This window comes from Sphingobacterium sp. GVS05A (assembly GCF_019969845.1).
Taxonomy (GTDB): Bacteria; Bacteroidota; Bacteroidia; order Sphingobacteriales; family Sphingobacteriaceae; genus Sphingobacterium.
In genome coordinates this window covers 142,030-165,191 of sequence record NZ_JAHXYR010000001.1, presented here as the reverse complement: position 1 = coordinate 165,191, position 23,162 = coordinate 142,030, and the positions used below count along the sequence as shown (strand labels likewise).

General features: G+C 41.7%; 16 protein-coding genes. 4 read left to right on the top strand and 12 right to left on the bottom strand.

Annotation, left to right across the window (positions count from 1 at the left end; genetic code table 11):
- Nucleotides 1–420 precede the first annotated feature (420 nt).
- Both LC454_RS00705 and LC454_RS00700 read left to right on the top strand, forming a co-directional pair.
- The gene (locus LC454_RS00705) at nt 421–735 is read left to right on the top strand and encodes a hypothetical protein (protein ID WP_223578085.1); all 315 of its coding nucleotides are present in this window, start codon (nt 421–423) and stop codon (nt 733–735) included.
- A 433-nt stretch (nt 736–1,168) separates the two neighbouring features.
- Complete coding sequence (locus LC454_RS00700) at nt 1,169–1,402, top strand: hypothetical protein (protein WP_223578083.1); 234 nt, start codon at nt 1,169–1,171, stop codon at nt 1,400–1,402.
- A gap of 193 nt (nt 1,403–1,595) precedes the next feature.
- Here the strand turns inward: LC454_RS00700 and LC454_RS00695 are convergent, their stop codons facing one another.
- From LC454_RS00695 to LC454_RS00675, 5 genes are all read right to left on the bottom strand, one after another.
- Nucleotides 1,596–3,080 carry a tetratricopeptide repeat protein gene (locus tag LC454_RS00695; protein WP_223578081.1) on the bottom strand — a complete coding sequence of 495 codons (1,485 nt, stop codon included), beginning with the start codon at nt 3,078–3,080 and terminating at the stop codon, nt 1,596–1,598.
- Between the two features lie 332 nt (nt 3,081–3,412).
- Nucleotides 3,413–3,784: a response regulator gene (locus LC454_RS00690; RefSeq protein WP_223578079.1), complete on the bottom strand. Its 372-nt coding sequence runs from the start codon at nt 3,782–3,784 to the stop codon at nt 3,413–3,415.
- A 77-nt stretch (nt 3,785–3,861) separates the two neighbouring features.
- Nucleotides 3,862–4,212 carry a helix-turn-helix transcriptional regulator gene (locus tag LC454_RS00685; RefSeq protein WP_223578077.1) on the bottom strand — a complete coding sequence of 117 codons (351 nt, stop codon included), beginning with the start codon at nt 4,210–4,212 and terminating at the stop codon, nt 3,862–3,864.
- 646 nt (nt 4,213–4,858) lie between these two features.
- Nucleotides 4,859–5,023 carry a hypothetical protein gene (locus LC454_RS00680; RefSeq protein WP_223578075.1) on the bottom strand — a complete coding sequence of 55 codons (165 nt, stop codon included), beginning with the start codon at nt 5,021–5,023 and terminating at the stop codon, nt 4,859–4,861.
- 50 nt (nt 5,024–5,073) lie between these two features.
- Nucleotides 5,074–6,636, bottom strand: a complete 1,563-nt coding sequence (locus tag LC454_RS00675) for a fimbrillin family protein (RefSeq protein WP_223578073.1) — start codon at nt 6,634–6,636, stop codon at nt 5,074–5,076.
- A gap of 616 nt (nt 6,637–7,252) precedes the next feature.
- Between LC454_RS00675 and LC454_RS00670 the strand changes: the two genes are divergently transcribed.
- Nucleotides 7,253–7,447, top strand: a complete 195-nt coding sequence (locus LC454_RS00670) for a hypothetical protein (RefSeq protein ID WP_223578064.1) — start codon at nt 7,253–7,255, stop codon at nt 7,445–7,447.
- Nucleotides 7,448–7,475: 28 nt separating this feature from the next.
- Nucleotides 7,476–9,224 carry a fimbrillin family protein gene (locus LC454_RS00665; protein WP_223578062.1) on the top strand — a complete coding sequence of 583 codons (1,749 nt, stop codon included), beginning with the start codon at nt 7,476–7,478 and terminating at the stop codon, nt 9,222–9,224.
- A 363-nt stretch (nt 9,225–9,587) separates the two neighbouring features.
- On the opposite strand, the gene LC454_RS00660 is transcribed toward LC454_RS00665, so the two are convergent.
- From LC454_RS00660 to LC454_RS00630, 7 genes are all read right to left on the bottom strand, one after another.
- Nucleotides 9,588–10,796 (bottom strand): AhpC/TSA family protein, encoded by a 1,209-nt coding sequence (locus LC454_RS00660; protein ID WP_223578060.1) that lies wholly within the window; start codon nt 10,794–10,796, stop codon nt 9,588–9,590.
- 24 nt (nt 10,797–10,820) lie between these two features.
- Nucleotides 10,821–12,308 (bottom strand): RagB/SusD family nutrient uptake outer membrane protein, encoded by a 1,488-nt coding sequence (locus tag LC454_RS00655; RefSeq protein WP_223578058.1) that lies wholly within the window; start codon nt 12,306–12,308, stop codon nt 10,821–10,823.
- Between the two features lie 10 nt (nt 12,309–12,318).
- Nucleotides 12,319–15,753 (bottom strand): SusC/RagA family TonB-linked outer membrane protein, encoded by a 3,435-nt coding sequence (locus tag LC454_RS00650; protein WP_223578056.1) that lies wholly within the window; start codon nt 15,751–15,753, stop codon nt 12,319–12,321.
- A 254-nt stretch (nt 15,754–16,007) separates the two neighbouring features.
- Complete coding sequence (locus LC454_RS00645; protein WP_223578046.1) at nt 16,008–17,189, bottom strand: FecR family protein; 1,182 nt, start codon at nt 17,187–17,189, stop codon at nt 16,008–16,010.
- Nucleotides 17,190–17,317: 128 nt separating this feature from the next.
- Nucleotides 17,318–17,944 (bottom strand): RNA polymerase sigma factor, encoded by a 627-nt coding sequence (locus LC454_RS00640; protein WP_223578044.1) that lies wholly within the window; start codon nt 17,942–17,944, stop codon nt 17,318–17,320.
- A gap of 553 nt (nt 17,945–18,497) precedes the next feature.
- Nucleotides 18,498–19,445 carry an ornithine cyclodeaminase family protein gene (locus tag LC454_RS00635; RefSeq protein ID WP_223578042.1) on the bottom strand — a complete coding sequence of 316 codons (948 nt, stop codon included), beginning with the start codon at nt 19,443–19,445 and terminating at the stop codon, nt 18,498–18,500.
- Between the two features lie 257 nt (nt 19,446–19,702).
- Complete coding sequence (locus LC454_RS00630) at nt 19,703–23,104, bottom strand: family 43 glycosylhydrolase (protein ID WP_223578040.1); 3,402 nt, start codon at nt 23,102–23,104, stop codon at nt 19,703–19,705.
- Between the last annotated feature and the right edge of the window lie 58 nt (nt 23,105–23,162).

Genomic DNA, 23,162 nt, shown 5'->3' with positions numbered 1-23,162 from the left:
TTATTAAGAAGCTATGATCATTTGCATCTTATTTTCGCACTAAATTATATTGTTCTCCTGAAGCTGTTTCTACCATTTCACCACGAATCTGATACTTGTTTTTAAAATAAGTTTTTAAGCCTTTCATCGGAGTTTCTCAGGTTCTATTTTGTACATTTTTCTTTCGGCTATCACTTCCAATTCGTTTACAAAGCTGGCTTTTGTTGGAAAAATTTAGACAGTTTATTCTCCATTTGAATACATTTTTACACTGGCACATGTAGCGTACTACAACGAATAATAGGCTAATAACTACGAATACTGAATAACCAGCTACAAATAATAAATAATGATATAGCTAAATAAAGTTACCCCTATTTTTACTTCCATAAAGAGCATGCCTCAGATGCATGTAATCGTATAACAAAAAAAATAAAAACAATGAAAAAATTAATGATGAGTCTGGTAGCGCTAGCTGTGCTATCATCTGCGGCCTCCGCTAAAACGATGGAAAATGCATCCAACAAAAATGCAACTGTTAAAACATCTACTTACCGTCTTCCCAAAACCAACACTACAGTGAAGGTTACCGAAGAGGTAACGGAAATGCAGAACGGACTTACGCGCTGTGTTTTTGTCTTGAGCTTTTATGATTATGATACTGCACAGTTGGTAGGTACGCACACTTCGGAGACCTATACAAATGGCGGTTGCGGGTCGTTCTTCAGAGCCTGTAGGGCCTTTTGGGGTGTTTAATACCGATAAATCTATACTATCCCTACCTATTGAATAGGTTTTTAAGATTTAATCAGTGTTATAAAAGCATGAATTGAAGCGGAGTTTTAGCCTCCGCTTTTTTTAAAAACTGCGTACATATAAATAGATACTGTATCTCAGGCAAGAAAATCGTTATCCTCCAATTCAAACAGTTCTTCTATTGATTATTCGAATACACCGACCAAATGCACCACCTTCCCATAGCTTAATTATTTAACCAAGATTCGCAAAGAAAATTAAAAAAAATCATAACTTTAACTAAAACGGTTATACCAAAATCCTATTAAATAGTGAAATTATAATAGTAAAGAGTAAGATAATTAGATTATATGTTTTCAACAATAAAATACTAATGAAAAAGTAATTACGCAAAAGATATCTAACAATTTATAAATCAATTATTAACAACAACATGAAGAAAAATTATTATTTAGGTGCTATATTGGCTCTAATTGTTTTAGGACATTCTTGTAAGAAAGACGACTCTCTCGATTCGGAATCAAAAATAAATAAAACTACTACAGTCAAAGCTGGAACGCCTGTGGAACCAGGGGATGTAAAATTCCAGAAAGGTCTCATGAAAAGTGCAACGAAAGAAGCTAAAGTGCAACCGGGCGACTGTAAATTTCAGTTGTCGTTACAATAATAGAAGTCAAAGTCACGGTCTAGATTCTATTTTAGAAATTGTTAATTGTTAAACTTTCATAATCTGAAGAGGCAACTACTAATAAATTCTTGATGAACAAGAAGAAGGTATTTTCTTCTTCTTGTTTGTTATATTCAACATAGATATACGGTTGATCTGATTCATATCCTTAGTAACTTAAAAATCTACGTATTTAAAAACCTCTGGACAAAAGATCATCCCCAAGTCCACGCATCCAATTATTGAAATCCGCATCCGAAGGAATCTCTAATTTCTTACGCAATCTATTTTTACGTACCTGCACGGCCCTAATGGTCACATAGGTGTACTCTGAAATATTTTTTGTTGAAAAGTTAAGAAAAGCCATGGCACAAAACTCCAATTCTGTACTTCTCATCTTCGGATCAAAAGTTTTCAACGTCTGAATAAACTGCGGATACAATTCAGTAAATAAAGTCAGGAACTCCGGATTATTACTTTTAGCCAGCTCGATCAGATTATTGAATTTGTTTTCCCCGATCTGTTCGGTTAGTTCCTTATTGATGCTTTCGGTTTCCTGCAGCGCGTCTTCTTTTTGCACCAAAATCTTACGGTTACGTCTAGATCGCCATATAAAAAACGTGCTAGCGACAACAAGCAATACCAAGGCAATAAGTGCAGCAGTAATTGATTTTGAAATTTTCTTTGCAGATTCCTTTTCTTTCGATTTCACGAGCTGACTCATTACAGCATCCATGACTTCTTTATTTTTATTATCAAGTGAATCTTTGCCCCAGGTATAAGCCATATCATATTCGTCCGCTGTCCACTTTCCCCTCAACTTGTAATATCGACAATAATAGGCTAAAAATTTACATTTTCTGGCAACCGCATCCCAGAGCCCGACTTTTTCCATATTTGCCAGGCCCACTTCAAAAAGGGTTAACGCTTTTTTATAATTCCCTTTCTCCTGCTCTAAATTACCTAAGAAGGTATAGGTATTATAAAATACCGGTGCTTTATATTTTTCAATTAATGCCAGCGACTTTTTGAGATTTAACTCTGCTTTCGTAAAATCCCCTTTTTTTGTATAAAAATCCCCTAGATCATCGTATACCCCTATATAAAGTAATACATTTTCCTTTTCATCAAGCCCCGCCAAGCCAGCTAATCGAAGTTGAATATATTTAAACACGGAATCAGGTTTGTTTAGTCGATCAAAAACCGTAGTTAAATTTCCAAAAGCCTTGAGATAGGATTTTTTTTGGGAATCACCCTTTAGCGCCCTAGCATCTGATAACTGTAAATGAAACTCCTGGATTGCTTGCCGAAATAACTTAAGTTTTAGATATCCCTTACCTTTCAGCCGATGAGTTTCAGCTTGCATTTCAATCTCGTCCATAAAATAGTCGGTTGTCTGTACACCCTCAAGATGCTTAAATGCCTCTTTGTATAGGCCAATATTCAACATTGCATCAGCAACCCAAAAATGTGCTTTCGCTATCCCTTCATCATATTTATCCTCATTTGCCAGATTCAGGGCTTTAATGGCAGATTCAAACTGCAATGATGTTTTAGCCGCGGCATTAAGTTCTTTGGCTTTATCCAAGAGTAAATCAACCTCATGCTTACTGCCATCGCCAGCAATTCCTCTTAGGGTAAATAATAATAAAATTGAAAGTAAAAGGTACTTTTTCATATTTGGTAGATTATCGCCACAATTTAAGGCTACTTTCAGCGCTTAACATGCGGTGCAAATCTAGGAATTTTAAATCATTAAACAGATATAAAATTATTCCAGAATACGTTTTTCATCCCGATTCGATTATTTTGACATTGGCATACCACGGCCATGCTTAGAGGTGAAAATTACAACCAGTTTTTACACTACTGTAAAACATCAGGGACGTCAACATCGAGTATTGTTAGCTTAGTAGATACACAGCTATTTGTTGCTGAGGCAGGCAAAGTGCCCAAAGAAGAAAGCACTGCGAGGATCCTTTTAGAGTTCAAGTATATACCCTATCGGCATCAGCTAGCTCCAACAGCCAACACACGATTCACAATAGCTAATAGTTCATTTATCTCAAAAGGTTTGGGAAGGAAGTCGTCGGCTCCTGCATTGATGGCGATATCCCTACCATTATAGGAAGCTGACATACACAGTATAAATAGGTCATCGCATTCTTTATGGGTCCGGATCTGCTTAATAAGATCTTCTCCACTTAGCTCTGGCATCTGTAAATCACAGATAAAAATATCAGGTTTGTCCTTTAGAATGTAATCTAAGGCTTGGGAGCTTATGCGTTCACTTACAACGATAGCATCGATGATACTTAATACCAGTACCACAGCCTCCAAAATTATTGGGTTGTCATCACATATAAAGATCTTTTTATTCATTAGCTAAAATCTATTTCAACAATCTATCAGACATTTTTATTTCTTTCCGAGTCTAGCCTAGTCGATAAACCTTTATCCTAGGTAGTCTCGCCAACGCTTTCCTCCTGTTCAATCAGTGGACTGCGTTGAATCTGCTCACGCATCCAATTATTAAAGTCTATGTCAGAAGCAATATTCAGCTTTTTGCGCAATCTATTTTTGCGCACCTGTACCGCACGTACTGTTACAAAAGTATATTGAGCAATATTTTTAGTCGAAAAATTCAGAAAGGTCATGGCACAGAATTCCAATTCGCTACTACGGATTTTGGGGTTTATCTTTTTCAATGAGGCAACAAAGTCGGGATAGATTTCACTGAACAAAGCCAAAAATTCGGCATTATTGTTCTTCGCTAAAGCAATTAAATTATTAAAGTTATTCCTTTCCATTTTACATCGTTTTTCAGTAAGTCTTTATTCTAATATTTCATTTCTTGAGATAAATCCCTCTGCACAAAATCTGACGGTTATTTTCATTTTCCAGAAGAAATAGGCATATGCGAGTAATTAAACTCGACAGGGCTCCATCTGCCCTATCGAGTAAATCCAAATATATTATCACGGACCTTCACGCAAATTAGGTCCGAGGGATAATTCGTTACGACCAGCATCCAAATGTTCTTAACACTATCTTTTTGCTGAGCTTTTATCCAGCAGCTTCTCAACTGGAATGTCCTGCCTTATTCTGCTTGACAAATATTTGCATTAAAAGAAAGAAACAAAAAAAACCGCCTTTCACATAGATATCACACTTTGTAAAAAACTGAAAAACAAGACATTATCATTACAAAAAAGAACATGTAATCTAAATCCAAAAATCCGGCGAGTGTAATTCTACTCCAAAATTAAAGGCCTCCTCATCAAAGTAGGCCTTTAATTTTTCCATTTTCTATCGCTACCCAACCGCTATTTGAACTGAATCTGTTTTGGTCCCTAACACCATAAGATCGTTATCTCCATAAAAAAGCTCGACAGGTATTCATTTAAAACCTGTCGAGCAAATTGGGATGAATTAAACAATGTTGATCCGGAAGGATTACCAGTTGATCAAGCGGTTGTCATCATCCGCTTGATCCCAAGATTCTTGGGGATTGTTAGTAGTTGTTGCTGCAGAACCCGCTGCAATTCCTTGTTCCAATTCGATATTTATCGCCTCGATTTTTGGGCTTATATATATATTTTTTGACTGATTTGTTTTCATATCTTATTCTTATTATACACTATTTTTATGCATTTGAAATTTGATGCTGATTATTGCGTACAAGCTATTTTCTTTCTACCACTTCCTGAGCCAACCATTTTAGTCGCTCCCTGAACGATTTGGGTAATTTTAACATTATTAGCAGTAGAGTTCCATGGCACGTTATTGAAAGAGCCTTGGGTCAACAGTAAAGGGAATAATTCGCCACCATTGCTTTTGCTACCATACATAGATACCTCACCAGAACGGCTAATGACCACACGAATAACTGGATTTGTCGAAGTACCAGTCAAGTTGTATACCTGAGGGACAGTACCACCTTCTGAATTTGTTCCACCGTAGAGACTTCCATCTGCAAATTGAACGTTTCGCGGAGCGATAGCGATTCCACTTTCAAATTGAATTTCCTGTGTTGCCAATTTTGTTCCATTTACCTCCATATTAAAGGAGTTGTCCAATTGAAGGATATCAAATACAAATCCATAGTCTGCTCCCGGAGCAGTAAGATCTTTAGTTACGACATATCCTGCTGGTTGAGCTGTTCCATCAACCACAGCACCTGATCCTGAAGCCGGATAATTCCAGTTGAGGTCAGCTCCACCTGTCACAGGTTGTGTACAAGTTTTGAAATTCAAGTTTAGGTTATAGCGCTGTCCTGGCAAAATGTTCAAGCCTGAAACAGAAACATTCGATTTGGTTTCCCCATCAATGGTAATTGATCCAAAGCTGAACTGGCCGTTGGTCTCGCCTGGATGAATCAATAGTGTTGGAGTACTTGATACTGCACGTAAACCTGCTCCCAAAGCTGGGAATTGTACAGCGGTAGTTGAAGTAGTACCATTATAGGTTATTGTGCCATCTGCTAATTTTAAACTTGCGCTTGGATGCGTAGGATTTATCGTCGGCGAAACCAAATTTGTTATCGCTCCAGTCATTTCTGTCGCCATGCTTAAGTTGGTGGTTACTTCACTATACTGATGTTTCAATACCACGTCCAGATTATTATCGCCGGAATGAACCGTTAGATCTTTCTTAAAATACATCAGATCTGCACTGATGTTATCCAGGCTGGCATTTGCGATATCAGTTTGTGCCGTCACTGCCGGAACTGTTGCAGTGCTATTAACTGAATAAGCGACAAAAGTGTAGGTCTTTTCAGCTTCTAAAGAGATTTCAGCACTGTTGTCGACTGAATTGGTATAGGTTTTTTCAGTCACATAATCACCGTCAGCGTTATACACCACGACTTTATACTTGACATTATTTGCCAAAGGCGTTCTTTCCTCGGTTACCGCCGCACGCTTACCGGACGAGGCCCGTAACTGGTTGCCATTTGTTACGGACGACTCGCTGGTTAATGTTGCCTCAAAAGAACTTGAGTTTGTCAATGGGATCACTACCGTTTGGCCTGCCCCTGCAGTGTTACCTGCCTTACTTGCTTTCTTAGTTGTTACAACTGGGTTTTCAACGCCAAGTAACTGGATATTGACGCTGGCTTTGCCGCTTGCCGCTACACTGTCTTTGCTTTCCTTACAGGAATACAACGATCCACACACCAAAGCTGATAGAACTAGTGCTCTCCAACTTATCTTTGTCTGTGTTTGTAAAATCATTTTTTTTAATTGTTTTTGATGATTAATAAACATTTTAATTAATTCGTTGCAAATATTGAAAAATTTTCTCGTAAAGAAACTATACATACGTATCACAGATATATCACATATTAAATCTCATCTCAAGAGGCGACACATAAAAAGAAAGAAATATATTATCATTTAAAAAAAATAATGTCATAACATATAATATTATATAAATATAAAGACAGCTTACTTTACTTGTAAATCTGATTGTAAAGCAAAAAAGTCCAAATAAAATACTGTACATCAAATAATTCCATAAAATGTAATACATGTGTGATATTATAGTGATATCTATGTAGTATTCATATCGTCTCTTTCTCGATTATCTTTGAAGTAATAATTACGACTTGTGTTTAAAGGGTCAAGCTATATAACCTAGTAATGAGAAATCATTGTGTGGCTAATTATTTAAATGAAGAGAAATTAATAGAAAACACTAATATATTAAATCGACAAAAACAGTACTAGCAATTGAAAACCCGAACTAATAATAGGCATTTATCTGCTGTATGCAGCTGTTTTAATCCATGATTAAACACTGTACCATGTATAATTAGATGTTAAGCATAAACCAAATAATAATATACACATGAAAAAGAGAACTGAAAAAAAGACTTACGTGAAACCCGTAATCGAGCAGTTACAGGTGGTAATGGAAGAAGGGGTAGCTGCGGGATCTGTTGGATCAGGCCAACCTGGAGGTGGGTCAGGTGTTAACGAAACTGACTGGAACAATGGCGGAACGGAAACCCAAGATCCGAGTAGCGGTGAATGGTGGAACTAATACCAATTAAAAATTATTTATAACAATTATGAAAACAATGTATCAGATCATAAAGATAAAACTAGCCTTTATTATTCTTCTGACGGTTGCCGTATCCTGTAGTAAGGAGAAAGGTGAAAATGCTGTTGAAGCGAATCAAGGTGGTATAAAACTGGCTTTAACAGAAGCCCAATTCGGTGGAGATAATATATCTGTGGCGAAAGCTTCAGCAAAGGCTAACACAAGCGAACCCTTAACGATCACTCAGGAAGTGCAGTCAGGACCGTTTACCATTACCGCAGAACTTACAGAAAATACTCCAAGTAACACCGGGCTTAAAGCATCCACTGGCAAAAAGGCCGCAACATCGTTACTATCTTTAAGAGGTGCTGTAACGTATAGGGTAGTAGCCTATGAAACGGATGGTACTTATATTGACCAAGCGATTGGCGATGCCTCAAATGCAAGCCAGGTATTTTTCGGAAATACTTTGATCGCAGGCAATAAATATACGTTTGTAATCTATTCATTGGGTTCTACGACCACTCCTCCCCCTGCTGCTCCAACAACAAACCTATATACTGCAGGTACGGTTAATTTCGATTTTACCGGATTTCAAGAGAATGGAAGTGACCTAATGTACGCCATCGAAAAAGATGTCACCATTCTTGGTAACAATACCCCTACACCATTGACGGCGCCATTACAGCATATGTTTACCCGTGTTACCGTTCTTGTCGACAATAGCGATGCTACGGGTACTTTTGGTACCGCAAACTATCTAAAAGGAGGTTATCTTTCAGAAGTTCCGGTTCAAGCTGAATGGCTTTCACCTTTCGCTGACGCCACTGTCGACCTGAGTACTGGCGATGTTGTATCGACAGTTAATGAGACTAATGTACCTCCAATTGCAAATCTTAATGCAACAGCCCGCACTTTTATCGTCAACCAGAATCGGTCAAACACCTTTTCAATTGGATTGTCGATACCAAGCGGCCAAGTCAAAATAGGTTATGATGTCAACGCACAGGCGGTAAACTTTAACTTTTCAAATGCGGGCCTAGGTTTAAAACCTGGTTATTCATACACCATGAAATTGCGTTTTAACAGCGACCGTTATGTCAATGCGCTTAATGTAACTAGAAGCGCCACTGCTGCTGATGCGCGTTATGCCGTGATCGGTGGCCACCGCTGGGATCGTTATAACCTTGGTGTAGCCGATGTCAACCCAGCAACAAATAATCCAGATGTCAACCCTTCGGTACAGGCCTTATATGGCAACTACTACCAATGGGGTCGCCAATTACCAGTAGCAAACGCTTACAGTGGCGATGGCGCGATTGCAGGATGGAATACTACACCTGCTCCTGATGGTTCCTGGAATAATGGTACCCCAGCAGTTCCGGTGAAAGCTGCATTGGATCCATGCGCTACAGGCGATCGAGTACCTAGTCTTGCTGAATATACCCGCTTAGGAACTTATACCCGCCATACCTCTATTGGAAACTGGACGACTTTTAGTGGTAATACGACAGTTGGACTGTCCGACTTTACAGCAGCACATATTATGACCAGTAGAAAGAGCAGCGATATTAAATTAAGTTTTCCTGCTGCTGGTCATAGAGATCAGGTCGCTGGAGCACAACGTGTCCGCCAAGGCGCCGCTATTTATTGGTTAAATACTTCGGTGGGCGGCAATAATAGTGCGTTACAGGGGCGTGGATTCCAATCTTCATGGGATACATCAAATTATGTTAAAAATGCTGGCTATCCTGTCCGTTGTATCCAAGATAAATAATAGATAAATCATAATTTTCATTGAGTAGTCATTATATAATCCCTATTTGACTAGAAATCTCCCATTGAAAATGGGAATTTAAAAGCCCGGCATAGTTGATCTATGTCCGGGCTTTTTCTTCTACTTGCTATTTCCTGCAGTCTCGCTAGATCAGGAACAATAACCATTATTTAGCTAAAGGCTAAAGAAAGCAATTTTAAAGAAACCATACAACGTTTCCAACTTGTCAAAGTTCTTAAAAAATAGACCGGGGAGACTCCTGGAAGTTTTAGGGCGAAAATAAAAAAGACTAATCTCACGACTAGTCTTTTTTATTTTTTAGAGAGTCCCTTCGAACCCGTTTATAGAAAACGTTAATACTTACTATTGCGCTCCAAATACCTCAGCCAGCTTTTTGTCCAGTTCAGTATCCGTTTCGGCTCCGCTAGCATAGCGGCCAACAATCATGCCGTCCGGATCGATCAAAATCTTGGTCGGTAATGTGCTGATCCCAAAGTGGTCAGAAATGGATTTCGAACGGTCAAATTCACCGTTTTCAAATTTAAGCCCGCTAAGGACATGTCTCCAGATACCGATTTTATCTTGATCGACAGCTTTATGCCAGGCAGCCTGGCTCCGATCGTCGCTTGCAACACCGATAATTTCAAAGCCTTTGCTTTTATATTTTGTATACAGGGCTATTAAATGCGGATTACCTTTCCGGCAGGGAACACACCAGCTCGCCCAAAAATCCAGCAGCACATATTTACCCTTGAATGCGGCAAGCTTCAGTTCCTTTTCGTTGATATCGGTCGCCTCAAATTCAAATGCTTTGCTCCCCGGCGAACCGTTTTTGATGCCCTGGATCTTTTCTGCGATTTCCCGACCGTTACTGCTGTTCTTGATCTGATCGGACAAACCATTATATAACCCTTCAATTTTAGCAACATCGGCACCTGTTGTCATAAATTGCATGAGGTAAGAACTCACATAAGAATCTGGGTTTTTCTTAATAAACTCCACATCCAATTTGGCCATCCGCTCATTAAAGGGCGTAAAATTTTCCCGGTAGTCATAGGCCTCCTCCTTCAGTTTCTTTACTTTAGCTTCCAGTAGCTTCAGCTCGGCATCCGCATCCATGTATCGTTTATTCAACCGGCCATATTCCTCCAGCACAGGTTCCATTTCCTTGCGGACGACCTGTTTTTCTACATTCAACTTTGCCCATTCGTCCTGCGACTTTGAACCTTTGATCAGACCTTCTTTGAATTTATCTTTTTCAAGTCGGATGCTCATCTTTTTTGGCTCCAAATAAAAACTCACCGCATTCGGATCATCCCCACTCCTGCCGCTACGGTCCAGGTAGAGATAAGCCATAACTGGTTCCTCGATTTTACCCTTAAAAACAAAGGCATTATTTTCAATTTTTACACTGTCCAAGGTACGCTTGCTTCCGTCTCCGCTACGATAGCCCAGGTAGACATAGGGTGACGAAACGTTAACGGTTTCGCCCTTCAATACAAAAGGCTGCTGCCCGAGGGCAACCAACGATAAATTGGTCAACAACACGAGGCTTACGATGTATTTTTTCATTTGTTTCTAAATTTATTTATTAACTCAATTCTGAACCAGGTTAGGATTGGCGATGATCTCTTCCTCCGGTATCTGCATGATTATTTTTTTGTCGGTCGGGCTGATATTCAGTTCAGCAGAACCGCCCGATTTATAATTCCGGACCATGGGTAGGCCATTCCTGAATTCATCGTAGCTGGCATGTCCTTCAAAGGCCAGTTCAAGCTTGCGCTGCTTCAGGATCTCATTGAGCAATGCTTTACCTTCCAGCCCCGATAAAGCAGCCAGTCCTGCCCGCCGCCTGATTGTATTGACATCGCTCAATGCACCAGCCCCATTGTTTAGCTTTGCATAAGCCTCCGCCCGATTGAGGTACATTTCGGCCAGACGTAGGTAACGAAAAGGTGAAAAAGTATAAAGTGATTCATACCGGATCATATATTTTGACACCGCTCGTGTATCCTCGGGATATCCCGGTGTTACATTGTTGATGTAAAAGCTATTTCGCTTGTCGTCGGCCTCCAGCAAGGACAACAAATACGGAGAAGGGCGATATAAGCCGCCGGTATAACCTATCCGAGAGGGCATTGCAAAATAATTGCTGATCAACCCCTGTGAATAGTCTATATTCACCGCAAAGATGTCCTCTTTGTTGTTTATGTTATTGGTTTTATAATAGTCAAGATAAGCTTGGTCCTGCAAAAGCTGATAACCGCCTTCTTTGATCACTTTGTCGGCATATTCTGCAGCTTTCTGGTTGGCACCTGCGACCGGATTATCGACAGTTCCACCCATATACAGGTATACTCTGGACAGCAGCGCATAGGCAGCATATTTGCTACCATAGCTATTTGATTTCTTTTGTGCGAATAGCGGAGCTGCTGTTTCCAGATCACTCACAATCTGTGCATACACCTGCTGTACGGAGGCTCTTTTCGGAGCAAATTCAGGGCCGATTTTGTCATCTAGAATAAGCATCACTCCGAGAGATTCGCCAGGCGATTGATGGTAAGGTTTACCATAGAGACGTATCAGGTTAAAGTAGACATAAGCCCGTAAAAATAAAGCATCGGCCTTTGCCTGTAAGATTTCAGCGTTTGTTTCACCCGCCTTCACATGGCCCAATATTTTGTTGAGGTGCAGCAGTAGTGTGTAACTTCCGCGCCAAAACTCGTAGGTATGCGAGCGGTCTTTTGTACTGGAGTTGGCATAGTCAAACACATCCGTATTCTTGTTCACCTCCGCATCCAGCGCCCTGATCGTGTTGCCTTTTGCTTCTGAGAGAAAGATAAGCATATCATTATAGTTAAAGGAAGATGCTACCGCACCACCGGCCACCAGGTTGTAAGCTCCCACCACAGCCTTGCTATAGCCTTCGGGACGCTCAAACTGGATATCCTCAAAAATAACGTTATGCGGACGAAGCTCATCCAGCTGCTTATTACAGCCGCTTGTCAATCCAGCGACAAGCATGCTGACTAGAAAATAAAGACTTCTATTTCTATGATATCGGTATATAGATCTGATTTTCATCTGTAAATAATTAAAACGTAACTTGAACCCCCAATAAAAAACGTCGTGGATTTGCAAATCCAGCGCCTACGCCGCCAAAAGAAGTTCCACCGAGTGCAGCCCCTTCGGGATCCGCACCCACAAAATCTTTGTCCTTAATGACCAGCAGATTGTCACCGCTGACATAGACGGTTGCATTTGTCATTTTTATACTTTTTAGGATATGCTGTGGCAAGCTATAAGCCAACCGCACATTACGCAAACGGGCATGACTGCCATTTCCCCATATTCTGGACGAGCGGTAAGTCAACGCCGTCCAGGCATTGGGATCCGTGCTGAATATATCCGGATAGTTGGCCTCGGTATCGCCCGACCCTTTCCATATATGCTGGTTTTCGCCGAATGCGATATTATTGCGGCCCTGTCTTGGCAATGTCGGACTCTGGAAATTATTGACAATATTCATCATCAAATAATTGCCATACTGAAACCACCATTCGGCGCTCAGGGTAAATGCTTTATATTGAAAAGTATTGGTAAAACCGCCAAAAAACTTTGGTGTAGCCGAACCTATCGGCTGCCAGTTGCGCAGATCACTTGTGGCTCCGAGTCCCTCCACGATTGTTTTTTCACCATTGACATAGTTGTAATGCTGCATATTGCCATTATCCGGATTGATACCGGCATACTCTACAGCCTTGATCACGTTAATATCCTCACCGATCTTCCGGTAGTAAGCGAGCGAATAGCCATCCAGTAGCGAGTCTTGATAGAGTTTTGTAGTTTTATTTTTGTTGAGGCTAAAATTAAGGCTACTATGCCAGTTAAAATCGGTTGATTTGATCAGGTGTGCGTTGAGCATCAATTCCAGACCTTTATTGACAATTTGCCCAACATTTTGATATTGAGCCAATGAACCTTGGGCTGAAGGCAATAATACATTCTGAAGCAGTCCATCGCTTCGCTTATGATACATATCGAAAGTGATGCCCAAACGGCCAAATAATAGGGCATCCACTCCTACATTGGTATTGTATAGCGTTTCCCAAGAGATGAGGGGGTTTGCCAGCTGCGAAATGCGGACACCGGTATTAGCCTCCTGCTCATAACGAAAGAGGGTGCTGCCATTTCCAGTCGCATAGAAGGTCGTATTCAGATAGCCGTCCCCCAGATCGCGCCCCGAAGTCCCGTACGAAGCACGCAATTTGAGTGAATTTATCGCTTTGACATCTTTTAGAAAATCTTCCGAAGAAAGCATCCATCCTGCACTCAGGGAATAGAAAGTACCATACCTTTTGTCCCGTCCGAAATTGGTTGTTGCATCTGTCCGCACCGACGCTGAGGCCAGATATTTTTGTCTATAGCTATAATCGGCCTGTCCGAATACCGAAAATGTCGCTCTTTCGCGATAAGCTCCGACCGGTGAATAAGGCCGCGAATAGGCTAGGTCTACTGCACTACCAAACCTTTTTGCCGCCCCCATATTTCTTTCACCAGCAAGCAGATCGTTCATATTGACCGTAGATAACTCCGTCGTGCGTTTGCCCCACTCCTGCCCGATCAGCACAGATAGGTTGTGTTGTCCAAAATTCTTCCGGTAATTCAATGTATTGGATGTCAGATAGTCGACCATCTTTGTATCGTCCAGATCCAAGCTTCCATTTGGCACGGTCATGCCCGGCCGGAATAAATAGGGAAAGCCACCATACCGCCCCGAAAATGATCTTGGATCAAAATAAGAGTTGATATTTGTGCCCATATAATTGATTGAATTGGTACTCTGGATGCTCAGTTCCGGCAAGATATCATAGCGCAAGCGTAAACTGCCGAGGTGATTTTGCACATTCGTTAAGCGCGTGTTGTCATAGTCCGTTTCGGCAAGGAAATTTTGCATCCAGCTTGTCGTGACCGGCCCATAGTTGCTCGACTGCCTAAGCTGTAGACTATCCAGCAAATTGCCTTGTTCATCGTAGGGCGACATAAAAGGCTGGATCATATACAGTTCAGGGACGCCATTGCGTCTTGAGGTGCGGTCCACGATGGTACTGAGGTTAAGGCTTGTGTGAAATTTGCGCGATACAGCATGATCAATATTGACCCGCAGGCTTTTACGGTCAAAAGAATTGTCATATAAAGCCCCATTCTCTTTAAACCAGCCAATACCGGCATAGAATTTTGTCTTTTCTGTCCCGCTCCGGACGCTCACTTCGGTATTGCGCAGATTGCCGTTGCTATAAATAGCGTCTTCCCAGTTAAAATTGCGGGAACGATCTGCATCGGTATATACACGGCGTTCGCGGATAAAATCATTTACGTCAGGAAAAGTCTTGCGGATAGATTCTGTCTGCTCCCAATAGCGGCGCATCTGCTGATCCATAAAACCGATGAGCTCCGTTGTGTTCATAAAGCGGAGGTCGCGTTTTGGCTGGATAATACCATATTGAATATGCGCGTCGACTGTACTCTTGCCCGACAAGCCCCGTTTGGTCGTGATGACAATCACGCCCTGGGCAGCCCGCGAACCATATATGGCTGTCGAAGAAGCATCTTTCAGTATCGAAATATTTTCTACATCCGCAGGGTTAACAGCATCCTGCACAGCCTGGTAATTGGTGATTATCCCATCGACCACAATCAGTGGCCCCAGATAGCTGTTGGTAGGCGTCGTCATGGAGGACTGCCCCCGCTCGACCACCTGGCCTTTTGCACCGGACTCGCCCGATGTCTCCGTGATATACAAGCCCGTGGTTTTGCCCTTTAACATGGATAGCACATTGGATGAGGTGACACTGCTGCGCAGGACATCCCCGCTGACCTGCTGCACTGCGCCTGTCACTTCAGAGGCTTTCTTATTCATATATCCCACCACGACCAGTTCTTCCAGGTACTGGCTCTGCTGCCGCAAGCGTACCGTTCCAAAATTTTCATTTGCTTTTATCCGCTGCGGCAGGTAGCCCAGCAATGAAAACTCCAGATAACTTTGTTTGGGCACATGTTCGATATAAATATCTCCGTTGCCGTTGCTACTGGCGTATTTCACTATTTTCAGATCCGCCGAAAGTACTTTAACAGTCACCCCCAAAAGACCGTTATTGAGTGAATCGGTCACCCGTCCCCGAACGCTCATATCATCCTGCACCACGGTTGGCTTTCTTTCGGCCGTAGCTTGCTGTTCCTTGATAATGATCAGCTTGCCCTCAAGCTCATAGGTTAGCGGCAAGCCCTGTAAAATGGACTGGATAGCCTCCTGGAGTGGTTGATTTTTAATATCGACGGTTATGTTTTTGTTGCTCTCTACTTTCTGTGCGGACCAGATATAGTGGTAGCCAGTCTGTTTGTTGACCTCCCGAAAGGCCTCCTTGAGCGTAATTTTTGTGTGCCTGAGCGTCACCATCTGCGCGGCCGTCTTGGCGCTGATATGGACCAAAAACAAGCTGCAAATTATAGCGGTAATTGCTGTTTTCATAATACACGTTTTGGTTCGGTTAGGTAACCAATGTACATCTTTCCTGTTTATTTTATACATTTGTGTTGGTTAGTTAGGTATTAAAATGTGTTGTTCAAGATAGTTTTGATCACGACTGACAGTATCGATCGGGGGCGCCGCAAACGCCCCTGATTATTGCCCGGTTCGCCATCTTATCATTTTCTTCCATCGTTTTATTTCATAGGCAATCTGGTTTTTAGGTTTCTTATTATTGTTTGTCTTTTTATGATAGTTTATTTTTTCTTGACATGCAGTCGCCTACTTTTGAGTTCAAATCTGACATCTCCGGTCTTTTCCAGAATTTTCAGCAATGTTTCCATATTTTTATACCGCGGTACGATGCCCTCAAATTTCAATTTCTTTAAGCTGGCATCCTCGTAGTCAACATCAATATCATACCAGCGCGCCACCTGGTTTAGGATGATCTCCAGCGATTCATCCGAAAAATTGAATGTACCCTCTTTCCAGGAGACATAACCCAAACTTTCGACATCTGCAATTGTGATTGTCCCTCCGCGGATAGTGGCTTGCTGATTTGGTTTAAGGTATTGTTTGTTGGATCCATCCGGCAGCGATAGCTCCACCTTGCCCTCAACCAAGGTCGTCCGATCTGGCTCACCGCTATAAGCCGTGACGTTAAATGAGGTACCCAACACCTTGATGGTCTGACCCGGGGTATGCACGACAAAAGGTTGTAGTATTTTTTCCTTACCTTTTGTCAGATAGCGGTGTGCAACTTCAAAATAAGCTTCCCCTTCCAGTTCCAGCGTCCGGGTTTCGGCAGTCGGATCAGCGATATACCGCAGACGTGAATCCGCATTGAGCCAGACTTTTGATCCATCGGGAAGCGCAATTTTGTACATCCCCCCTTTCGGGACATCAATGACCATATTTTGTCCGCTCACATTCTCGGCTGCTAGCCCCTGGACCAATGATCCATCTGCATAAGCCAGTTTCTGGCCCAGTACAATTTCAGACTGACTTTCGCTCAGGTTCACTTGCGTACCATCGTCCAGTCTGATGGTTGCTTTATTTCCGCCCGGTAAAACAGTGGCCTGTTTCGGTGCGCTCGCATCGTTATTGATCAGATAGTGTATAGTAAGCCCCAGTCCCGCCAACAGGACAATTGCTCCTACAAGCCGGATCCACTTGCTATGAAAGCTTATTATTTTCGTTGGCTTCGGCTTTTGAATCGTCTGCAAGACCTTTTGTTCCAGCCCCTGCAACCAATTATCTTCGCCATTAAGTTGCTCTCCGGCGGTAGGCACAGTTTTAAATTCCTGTCCAATCAGCTGGCGCAGCTGCGCATCGTTTTGTTCGTCCACGATCAATTGCTCCAGCTCCAACATTTCCTTTGGAGTCAATGTATTCGCTAGATAGCCTTCAAACAATTCGGAAAAACGGGAAGTTTGCATAGCTCTTTTTATTTAGTAATACGAACGAAATGAACAAACCAATGAAACGATATGAAAAAAAGTAAAAAAAATTATGGCACAGCCCTGAGGTATGTCGCGCTGTCCGAACGAGTCGTTTAAAACGAAATTTAAAATAGGGGTGTTTTGATCGTATCCGGGGCGATATTCGCAAATAAAAATACCAGCAATACCATCGACGCTAATTCTGGATGCTGTTTGAAATAAGCCTTAATCGAGGCATTCGCATTGGTGATATGGGAATTTACTGTGGCGACCGAAATGGATAAAAGCTGGCTTACCTCTTCATAGCTCTTGCCCTCTATTTTGCAGAGTTCAAAAACCCTTCGGCGCTGTTCGGGCAATTGCTGGATACCGCGTTGCAGCACCGCTAGCAGCTCTTTGTCAAAGATCCCCTCTTCAATATGGGAATACGCTTCTATAATATGAGCGAAATAATCAACAGACAGCCGTTTTTCACGTGCAGCTTTGCGCAATCGGTCGTAGACCAAATTTTGGGCTATCTTGTACAGATAACCCAGGTAACGCTCAGGGTCCAGATTTTCCCTATTTTTCCAGACTCGCAAAAATAGTTCCTGCAAGAGCTCTTCGATATCCTCCCGGGACTTGATCAAACGCGACATGGACAAAGCCAGCGGACCTTTGTATCGGCTCATCAGCTCCTCCAATGCCAGCTGATCACCTGCTTTCAGGCGAAGCAGCATCTCCGATTCCGTTGTATAAGCTATGTTTTTCAAGTAAAACGATCAAGTTGAGGTTACCTGCCCTAAAGTTAGTAATAACAAGTTAAAGCGCAAAGCCGTCGTCGATATCTAAATCTTTGGTGATATGCTGCGAGCTGAAACCATAAAAAAGTTCTTTTAAAAAGTAAGTGGTATCTGAAATGCTCCATGATGCTTTAAGATGACTGTAGTTTTGTCATGCGGTTCAATTTGGCACAAAATGTGTATTACTTTAGACTCATAATTTAGGTTTATAATTGGTTAGTTTAAAACGCTTGCATCTCCCCGGTTCAAGCGTTTTTTATGCTTTAATACCTTTAAAACAAAAAAGGCCGGATCAATTGCTGTTCCGACCTTATAAAACTATCCTTTAATCCTACGTATACCTTATTATTCTTTATACATATCCGTTTAGTGAACACAATCAGGATGAAAATAGTTTGATCTTTTTAAAATAAATATTCTGTCATAATATATATTATGATTTGATCCTTTAGATTACACTCGCCGACGTAGGTAACGTAATGAAATATAGTGATGAGCTGGACATATTGGTGAGCCAGCTGGTCTAGCCTATACGATCGGCGGAGTGATAGACAAGCAAAGCCGCCGCCAAATCTTCTATCGCTAATCCCGCCGACTTAAATAAAGTGATTTCGTTCAAAGATGATCGTCCCGTAATCTCGCCACAACAAAGCTCTTTGATATCGCCTTTAATACTGTTGGGATCAAGAATTCCTGATGCAATCGGAATCGCCAGCTCACCCGTCTCCTGTAACGCACCAGCTCTTGAATCTACATATATGCTACTCTTTAATATAGCCATGTCATCTACTTCGCGTGTTTTAGGCGTATGGGATCCTATCAGATCCAGATGTGTACCTGCCTTTATCCACTCTCCTTTTACCAAAGGTTCATGACTTAGGGTTGCACAAGAGATCACATCTGCCCTACGCACAGCTTCTTCCAAATTATCGGCATATAGCACCTTACTAAACCCGATCTGCTGTAAGCTGGATACCACATCTGCACCTTTCGATGCATTTCTTGTCCAGATCAAAATTTGGTCATACTGACGGACAACCGAATGTGCTTGCGCAAGATGTTGTGCAACTTTCCCACCCCCAACAATTAACAAGGTTTTTGAGTCTTCCCGTGCTAAGTAAGAAGCCGCTAAAGCAGAAGTACAGGCTGTCCTCCGCGAGGTCAGCCCTGCAGCGTCCATCTGCGCTAAAAACTCTCCGGTAACTGCATCCAACAAGGTATACAGGGCATGTATTGCCGGTAGGTTTTTGTTATGATTCCCGGGAGCGACAACAACCTGTTTGATTCCGATATAAGTATCTGTCCAGGAGGGCATCAAAATAAGCGTATTTTCAATTCCCTCAGTATTTTGATAAAAATGATGATGCCGGACAGGCATCGTAAACGTCGATTGAAAAACCTGGCGCAGCGCTTCAATCAAATTATCATATTTAAGGACAGTATCAATCGTTTCTTTATCAATGATTTTCATATTTTCAACAGTATAAGGTAAAATCATAAACATAGTAAATAATTAGCCCTTCGCATCCTTATAAACTAACCATTGATCACCGTTTTTTAGCCAAAGTGTCGCAAATGCTTCATAGACAATGCGACGCTGCTATACCTTTTTTGGTCGTGATCAGGATCGCACCACCGGAAGCTCTTGCCCCATAGATTGCAGAAGCATCTCAACAAGTTGATGAAGTTGTTATTATTGATTAAGGCAATCAAGGAAAAGCCATAAAACTAGTATTGCCATATTCTGATATCTTCAAATAAACCATATCCATCCTGATTATTGGTCGCTATCTGGTACAAGCCCACACGCAGTTTCTGTCCCGCCCAATCTGTACGCAGAAACGGTGTATTGGGCAGATCAATCCAGGAAATACCATCCTGTGAACTTCGCATGAAGAAATAATCACCTATCTTTTGTACTTGGAGATAAGGAAAAAACTGTAATCCCGTTCCATTATTTCCTTCTTGATGTGTTTGATGGCCTATGCTACGCGCTAGATTACCCAAATTCCAGCCCGTTAATACTGTATTATTGATATAAGAATTGGATTGTTCACCCGCCTGTATCATGATACCAGCTTCACTGGACATACGGTTTTTTGCGGCAAGTCCAGCGACATCTTTTACATAAACTTGAATGGTGAAGTCACCTTCCAATTCTTTATACACAAATGGAGGTAACAACGCCTTATCGCCCCATTTTGTGTTTTTGGACCCCAGTGTCCATTGTCCACCAACCCCGTTTATGCGAACCTGTGTACTATCTGGATATGCCCCAGCTTGATAAGCATCCCAATAGGAGATTTCTTTTTGCCCCAAACTAAATATCTGGTTAACAGATGGAGCGATCAACGGCGGTTTTGACTTCGGAATATCGACTACCAATGCTTTACTCACATTTCCGAACTCATCTTTTGCAAAAACTGAGATAGTCTTGCCCAGATGTGCTTGATCGAATAAATGATAAGGCTCTTGAATCCAACCTGAATGGTAATGATCTGTAGAAAATAAATATACTAAGCCTGATCGATCGCCAACGATCTGTACAAATAGATTGCTATCATTTATCCAAGACGGCTTGCCCGCTGTAACCGGGACATAATCTTTCAGATCCGTTGCACTTTTAGCTTTCCAGATCTGATAATTTTCGTGAACCTGATCTAAAGAAAACTTTTCAGGGTAAGCGCTAAAAAAATGAACAGCATGTTTCAGTTCAACTTGATTATTTTTTATCTGCAACAGTTTATTCATCTGCTTCACCGGTGTATGTTTACCATTGTTATAAAATGCAGTCTTCCCCTGATCATGTACTGCCAAACCATGATTCCAAGCCTGGCCATCAAACCAATCAAAAACTAAGGTATGGGACGGTTGAGCAATAATACACGACAATACCGAATCTTTCAATTCATCCATTTTTATGGCGGTCCGATTGCCCTGTAGTAGCACTTCTCCCTGTTTAATCATGATATCATGGTGACTACTGAACCCCTGATTTCGAATCTTGTTGATTTTACCGATAGCAAGATCATCCGTCTGTATGACGAAAGACCTATTTTCAGGCGGATAAAAAGCATTCTTTTCCTTTAATAGAGTAGCGGATAAATCCACATTGGCAACCTTAAAATCTGCCAGATAACCCGAAAAATGTTGATCCAGCAAATCCGAAGCTCCAACCACAAAATAATCGGCTGGATTAACAAACAACATTCTATTTTCTTCTTGTTGCAACTGCCCGTCGACGTAAATACGTTCCATGTAACCGTCAAATGAGATGATAATATGGTGCCATTGATCCGCTACCGGTAACCTCTTAAACCCCATATCTGGCCAGGCACCATGAGTGACAGCACCCCGCTGAGCATCTGCTCCGTATCCGAACATCGCTTTGCTGATATCTTGATTCCCTTTAGACCAAGCCACCACGTTTTCAAATCGATCTATTAAGGGATTGTTGATCCGCATCGATACCGTGTAGGGACTATTACCGGCTAACGATTGCGGGACTGCAAATGTCGAACGAAGTGATGTGGAACCATTCAAGAAGAAAGCTTTCTTCCCTTGGTAGTTCTTGACATAAACCGGTTTTTCACTCTTAAAACTTCCTTTTAATATCCCCTTGTTGTGGATTGTTGTCATACGCTCGCCTTCCCTATAGTCCAGCGCATCCAAATGGACTAAAGAACCAAAAGTCGTATCAATCGGAGCCATATTTTGCGGCGCAGACCATATTGTTTCTTGCTTCAGGGCTTTATCATAAACCTTAATATTCCATACTCCTCGAGGTAGACCTGCTAATTGTGTATTCAATACCTGTACACGTACATATCTCGCCTCGGCCTTGCCATGCGACAATACGGGACTAGCCCAACGGTTATTCTGCGACTGATCCTCATAAGTCACCCAATTTTTAGCATCCGTAGAAGTTTCGATCCGATATTGGTAAGCATAGGTCGGATATTCAAATTGAATGGCCACAGTCTGTATTGCCGTTATTTTTTCCAGGTCAATCATGAGCCAAGCGGGTTGATGATTGTCTTTTGCTCTCCATAAAGTTCCGTTATTGTCATCAACCAAAAAAGAGGGCCTAAAATCATCATTGTAAAAAGAAGAAGTCGTTACAGGCTTTCCAAAAGCCCGATCCTCGGGATCAGCTTTTGATTTGATAAGATCAGTAATTCCCTGATGTGTAGGAGCAATTTTTTGGATATCGCCCTCCGGCGTAAAGAATAGTTCATCTACCGCAATCTGCCTGTGAAAACCACCACCTGAATGCGGATTGTTATGCCGATGATACACGATGTAGTAGTGCCCCCCTTCTTCCAGCACACTATGGTGCCCCGGACCATGTATTGTACCGTCATCATTTGTCACCAATATCGGATTAGCAGTAGGATATTCAAAGGGTCCCATCGGTCCGACCTTACTTTTTACATATTGTACGCGGTAGGTATGGTCTTCGCAATGCCCAGATGAATACATCATATAATATATACCCCTGCGTTCAAACATATATGGTGCTTCAAAAAATTCCTTTGCCACCGTATTGGGAATCAACTCTATTTTTTCAAAACTCTTCATGTCCTGACGCATTAAACCCACAGCGCATCCGTGGTCCGGATAAATACCCCAGGTACCCCAATACATATAAATTCGTCCATCGCGATCAGTAAACGTCTGGCCATCCAAGGTAATCACTCCCGGAATCATATAATTGGGTATAATAGATTTATTATGATCCGCCAGAGATTGCCAAGGACCGGTCGGTGTATCCGATACCGCACCGAATATTTCAACGGGCTGACTATAATATAAATAGTACCTACCATCATAGCCTTTTGTCATATCTGGAGCCCAGTACCAATGGGTATTCGGCCAGTTCATCGGCTGTATCGTCCAATTTTTAAAATCTGTGGAGGTCCATACCTGCGATGGACCAGCTCCCCAGCCATTCCCATCCGTCGTCGCATAGATATAATACGTATCGCCTATTTTTTTGATTGTAGGATCAGCGAAATACCCCGGTAACAAAGGGTTTAAAGCATGAGCTACTTGATGCTTTTTCAACGACTGAGCAGATCCAGTTCCCATTACAAGGGCGAAAAAGGCAAAAAAGAATATTTTTTTCATCTTCTATATTTATGATAAAGGGGTACTTCGTCAAGCAAAGTACCCCTCGAAATTTTTA